General features: G+C 61.8%; 8 protein-coding genes and 1 tRNA gene. 6 read left to right on the top strand and 3 right to left on the bottom strand.

Annotation, left to right across the window (positions count from 1 at the left end; genetic code table 11):
• Window positions 1-23: 23 nt before the first annotated feature.
• Both EOA79_RS29360 and EOA79_RS29355 read right to left on the bottom strand, forming a co-directional pair.
• A complete protein-coding gene (locus tag EOA79_RS29360; protein WP_066989901.1) occupies window positions 24-335 on the bottom strand; it encodes a BA14K family protein in 312 nt (103 codons plus the stop codon).
• A 271-nt stretch (window positions 336-606) separates the two neighbouring features.
• The gene (locus EOA79_RS29355) at window positions 607-774 is read right to left on the bottom strand and encodes a hypothetical protein (protein WP_082953745.1); all 168 of its coding nucleotides are present in this window, start codon (window positions 772-774) and stop codon (window positions 607-609) included.
• A 151-nt stretch (window positions 775-925) separates the two neighbouring features.
• Here EOA79_RS29355 and EOA79_RS29350 point away from each other — a divergent pair.
• Window positions 926-1001, top strand: a tRNA-Thr gene (locus tag EOA79_RS29350).
• Window positions 1002-1069: 68 nt separating this feature from the next.
• Complete coding sequence (locus EOA79_RS29345) at window positions 1070-1273, top strand: DUF2905 domain-containing protein (RefSeq protein ID WP_067321527.1); 204 nt, start codon at window positions 1070-1072, stop codon at window positions 1271-1273.
• Window positions 1274-1329: 56 nt separating this feature from the next.
• On the opposite strand, the gene EOA79_RS29340 is transcribed toward EOA79_RS29345, so the two are convergent.
• Window positions 1330-1944: a TetR/AcrR family transcriptional regulator gene (locus tag EOA79_RS29340; protein ID WP_095824699.1), complete on the bottom strand. Its 615-nt coding sequence runs from the start codon at window positions 1942-1944 to the stop codon at window positions 1330-1332.
• 92 nt (window positions 1945-2036) lie between these two features.
• Here EOA79_RS29340 and EOA79_RS29335 point away from each other — a divergent pair, with 92 nt between their 5' ends.
• The 4 genes from EOA79_RS29335 to EOA79_RS29320 all read left to right on the top strand — a co-directional run.
• A complete protein-coding gene (locus EOA79_RS29335; RefSeq protein WP_095824700.1) occupies window positions 2037-3110 on the top strand; it encodes a spermidine/putrescine ABC transporter substrate-binding protein in 1074 nt (357 codons plus the stop codon).
• Window positions 3111-3117: 7 nt separating this feature from the next.
• On the top strand, window positions 3118-3963 hold the full coding sequence (locus EOA79_RS29330) for an ABC transporter permease (RefSeq protein WP_095824701.1): 846 nt from the start codon (window positions 3118-3120) through the stop codon (window positions 3961-3963).
• A 2-nt stretch (window positions 3964-3965) separates the two neighbouring features.
• Entirely contained in the window at window positions 3966-4748 is a 783-nt protein-coding gene (locus EOA79_RS29325) for an ABC transporter permease (RefSeq protein ID WP_095824702.1), read from the top strand.
• The coding region (locus tag EOA79_RS29320) for an ABC transporter ATP-binding protein (RefSeq protein WP_164893996.1) at window positions 4745-5168 on the top strand (424 nt) is incomplete at its 3' end. The genes EOA79_RS29325 and EOA79_RS29320, both read left to right, overlap by 4 nt.

Genomic DNA, 5168 nt, shown 5'->3' with positions numbered 1-5168 from the left:
ATGCGCTTTTCCTGGAATTGCTCTCAGAGGCGGCAGTAATGCGGATAGCCGTCGTAGCCGATGTAGGTGTTCGAGCCCGGATCGTAGCTGGCATAGCGGGCCATGCAGCGGCGAACATGCCAGGAACCGTGGTAGCCATCCTCGACATAGACCGTCCGCGGCTGCTGAGCGAGCAGGTTGCCCAGGACGAAGCCGCCAACGCCGGCGGCGATGCCGATGCCGAGCTCGCGGCGGTGATGATGGTCGTGAGCGGCCGAAGGCTGGACGGTGCCGGCCAGCGTGCCGGCGGCGACAGAGGTGGCGATAAGGGTCGAAACGAGCGTGCGCTTGAACATGATGATCTCCTTGGTTCCTGACCGAGGCGATCCATCCGCCTCTTGATCATCTGTCGTTGCAGCGCGGAAAAGGTTCGAAGTTTTTTTCTGATTTTTTTTGAGTGCCCGGAAGCGGCTCAAATCTTTCGGGACTGCTCCTATCTCTGATCGAGGCGACCATTCGCCTCTGGTGATCAGTTGTGGCGGAGCGGCGGCAAAAGGTTCGATGGATGGGTGAATGAGTGAATGGTCGAGAAAACGCCGCCTTTCACCATTAACCATTCACTCCCCTTCACCCCATTCCCGTCACGTGCCGCAGCCAGAAGGCCAGCACGATGAAGCCGATGATCGTGGTGACGCCCGTCCAGTCGATGTTGGCCTTCTTCAGATCGCTGACGGCCTTCATCAGGAGAAGCCAGGTCACGACGATGAGCGGTAGGATGATGACGAATCTAATCATGCGACACCCCGTTCGACGCGATTGCACCCGACAGAGATGTAGGAAGCGGCGCGCCGCTTTTCAGCATGCCGACTAAGCCAAGCGGTCCATTAGCAACCCAAAACGGAGTTTTGTCTTTACTGGCGCACGAAATGTGCTACCGGAGCGCCGTGCCCTTGTAGCTCAGCTGGTAGAGCAGCGGTTTTGTAAACCGAAGGTCGCGGGTTCGATCCCTGCCGGGGGCACCATCCTTCGCTCTGCCAGCTTTCGAGCATCACTATATTCTGGCAATGCGCTATTTCCGGCAGGTGCTGCCATGTCGCGAACTCTGATCGTCATTGGCCTCAGCATAGTTGCCGCTGGCCTGCTGTGGCCCTGGGTAACCAGGATCGGCCTCGGCAGGCTGCCCGGTGATATCGTGATCGAGCGCGAGAATTTCAGGCTCTACGTTCCCATCACCACGGGAATTCTGATCAGTGTCGTTCTCTCGACCATTCTGTGGCTGATCAACCGTCAGTGAGTACGTTCGGCCGCGACGCTTTGCTGAAAGCCCTCTACCTGCTCGCTCTTGATCTTCTATACGCCGATCGCAGCCACCAAGATCCGGTTCTGCCGCCTTATCGCCGCGCGCAGCTCCGGGATTTTCGCCTCGTCGCGCTTCACGAACTCGATGAACATCATGTTCATGTTGTTGAAGATCAACTCGCCCACCGCTGGGCCGTCGATGTCTGACCGCACCAGGCCGATCTCCTGCAGGCGGGCGATCAGCGCCCGGATCTGTTCGGTCAAGGCGCGGTCGAGCGCGGTATAGGCCTGGCCGAAAGGGCTGTCGGGCAATTGGGTCGAGATTGCCATCGCCTGCCGCCACATCTCCTTGCTCAGGTAATTGAGCGAGTGCTCGATATAGATGCCGATCAGCCTGTCGAGCGCGTCGCAGACATCGGCCGGCGGGCTGCCGACCACGCCTTGCCCGGCATTCAGCACCTCGTTGACCTCCATAGCGACGATGGCGCCGAGGATGTCACCCTTATTCTGGTAGTAATTGTAGATCGTGCCGATCGAGACCTCTGCCTGCGCAGCTATGGCCTCGATCTTGGCGCCTTCATAGCCGGCCTCACGGAAAAGCTCCGTCGCCGCATCGATGATGCGGCGGTGCCTGTCCGCCTTCTGCCGTGCGCGCAATCCGCTCATATCGGCCTCTCTGCCACAAAATCATAATTGACTCAATTTTAGAATTGGTTCAACTTTTCCTCAACAAGCCAGCAAGGCAGGGAGAACACTCGATGACTGTCCGGAATCCGCTTTCCAGCCTGAAGTCCCGTCTCGGAGCCGCCTGCGCTGCTGTGGCACTGCTCGCCGCTGGCGGCGCTCAGGCCGCCGATCTCAACGCGCTGATCTGGTGCGACCACTCCGATCCGGCGCTGCTGCAGCCCTTCGAGGAGGCCAACAACGTCAAGGTCAACGTCAAGGAATTCGAGGGCACAGGCGCAGGGCTCGCGATCGTCGATCAGTCGCAGCCGGGCGATTGGGACGTGATGGTGATCGATTCCATCGACGTACCGCGCGGTGTCGAGAAAGGCCTGTTCGAGCCGCTGCCGGAGGACAAGCTGCCTTTCGCCGACCTCTTTCCGGAAGTGAAGATGGACAAGTCGACCGTAGTCGACGGCAAGCGCTACGGCATCACCGAAAAGTTCGGCTACAACACGATCGGCTTCAACAAGACCAAGGTCGATCCGGCCGACATGCAGTCGCTGGCTTCGCTGACCAGCGACAAATACAAGGGCAAGATCGCGATCTACGACTATTACCTGCCGGTCATCGGCATGGCGGCTCTGGCCATCGGCAAGAAGACCGCCGACCTCACCGAGGCAGACCTGCCCGCTCTCAAGGCCGAGCTGCTCAAGATGAAGGCCAACGCCAAGCTGGTCGGCGAAGTCACCGCCAGCCAGACCGCGCTTGCGACCGGCGAGGTGGACGTCCTTGTCGGCGGCGGCGAGTGGGTGACGGCGGGGCTCGCCAAGGAAAACCCGGCGCTCGACTTCTCGATCCCCAAGGAAGGCGCGGTGCTATGGTCGCAGTCGCTCGCCATGTTCAAGCAATCCAAGAACAAGGACATGGCGCTAAAATTCATCCAGTATATCCTGAGCCCGGAGGGCCAGGCGCGCCTTGCCACCTCCTCCTGCTACTGGGGCATGCCGTCCAACAAGAAGGCGGCGCTCACCGAAGAGCAGAAGAAGATCCTGCGCTTCGACGAGCAGCCCGGCTTCCTCGCCCGCGCCCAGGCTTATCCGGCGCCGAACGCCGATCTCGACAAGAAGATGCAGGACATATGGACCGAAATGCTGCAGGCGCAGTAATCGGCCGATGAGCGTTGCCGGAAGCAACCTGCGTGCCCTGCCCTGGGCGCTGGTCGCGCCGGCGCTGGCGTGGACGCTTCTGTTCTTCGTGCTGCCCTTCGTCGCCATGGGATTGTCGAGCCTGACGGCGCATGAAGGCGGCGGCTTCACTTTGGCCAATTACAGCCAGTTCTTCACCGATCCATCCTACTGGCGGGCGATGGTGAACTCGTTGAAGGTGACCGCAATCGTCACCGTGATTTCGATCGTGCTCGCCTATCCATTCGCCTGGATCCTCGCCGAGCAAGTGCCGGAGCGCTGGCAGCGATTGGCACTGATGCTCGCCGTGCTGCCGTTCTGGACGTCTTACGTCGTGCGCTCCTATTCCTGGCTGCTCGTGCTGGCGCAGAACGGCGTCATCAATCGGGCGCTCACCGGCGTCGGCTTGGTCGCAGAGCCGCTGCAGCTTGCGAACACTCGGTTCGCCACCGTCACCGGCTTCGTCCACTTCTTCGTCATGCTGCTGACGCTCACCATATTCGCCAATCTGAAACAACTTAGCCCGAGCTATCGCAAGGCGGCCGCCGACCTCGGTGCCGGGCCGGTGCGGACCTTCCTGCATGTCGTGCTGCCGCTGACCCTGCCCGGTATCATGGTCGGGGCTTTCCTCACCTTCGTACTCTGCATCGGCGACTACATCACGCCGCAGATCCTCGGCGGCAACAACGAGCTGGTCATGCCGCAGCTGGTCATGATGCAGATCGGCCGGCGCGGCGATTTTCCGCTGGCCTCGGCGCTTTCGATCATCCTGATGGCCGTCGTCACCGTCGCCTATCTCGCCTGCGCCCGCTGGCTGAAGATCGAGCGGGCTTGACCATGCGTGCTGCCGTCCGCCTCGCCGCCTGGCTCTACGCGATCGCCGTCTACGGCTTCATCTTCCTGCCGGTGGTCGTGCTGATACTGTTCTCGCTGCAGGCGACCTCTTTCCCGATCCCGCCTTTCACCGGCCCGTCGCTGCGCTGGTACCAGGCGGTGCTGTCCGATGCACGCCTCACCTCCGCGCTGGTCAATTCGCTGCTGGTGGCGGTGCTGTCCTCGCTCGCATCCGTCACGCTCGGCTTCCTTTCCGCCTGGGGTTTCGCGCGCTTCGTGCTGCCGGGCTCGGCCCTGCTGCGCGGGTTGATCACGCTGCCGCTCACCGTCAGCTATCTGATCATCGGCATGGGGCTGCTGGTGCTGTTCAACTGGGCCGGCGTGCCGAAATCGCTCATCGCCGCCGGCATCGGCCATGTGGTGATCAACCTGCCGCTCTGCTTCGCCATCATCTATAGCCAGATGGGCGACCACCAGATCAACATCGAGCGCGCCGCGCGCGACCTCGGCGCTCCCGAATGGAAGGTGCTGCTGATGATCACCGTGCCGGTCATGGCGCCGGCGATCTTCGCCGGCTTCTTCCTGTCGATGACCTTCTCCTGGGACGAGTTCGTCATCTCCTACCTGCTCACCCGTTTCGAGACGACGCTCCCGGTCGAGATCTGGAACCTCTTGCGCTCCGGCCTCAATCCCAAGACCAATGCCGTCGGCTCGCTGGTCTTTGCGGTCTCGATTGTGCTCGTGGTGCTGTTCGAATTGACCCTGCTGCGGAGAAAGCCGGCATGAGCGCCCCATTGGTCGACATCCGCAACGTCTCGCATCGTTTCGGCCTCCTCGCCGTTTTGAAGAACGTCTCGCTCGCGATCGAGCCCGGCACCTACACGATCCTCCTCGGCCCGTCGGGCTCCGGCAAGACGACGCTCCTTTCGATCCTTGGCGGCTTCGTCCCCCCCAGCGAAGGCAAGGTGTTCATCCGCGGGCAGGACTGCACCGCCGTGCCGCCAGCCAAGCGACCGACGGCGACCGTCTTCCAGGACTACGCGCTGTTCCCGCATATGAGCGTCGGTAAGAATGTCGGCTTCGGGTTGCGCATGCAGGGCGTCGATGGCGCGACGCGGACGGCAAAGGCACGCGAAGCGCTCGCCCTCGTCGGGCTTGCAGCCTCCTTCGACAAGAAGCCGCACCAGCTCTCCGGTGGCCAGCGCC

The organism is Mesorhizobium sp. M1A.F.Ca.IN.020.03.2.1 (genome assembly GCF_004023205.1).
Lineage (GTDB): Bacteria > Pseudomonadota > Alphaproteobacteria > Rhizobiales > Rhizobiaceae > Mesorhizobium.
The sequence above is the reverse complement of the archived record's forward strand: the minus strand, read 5'-3'. Positions and strand labels throughout refer to the sequence as shown.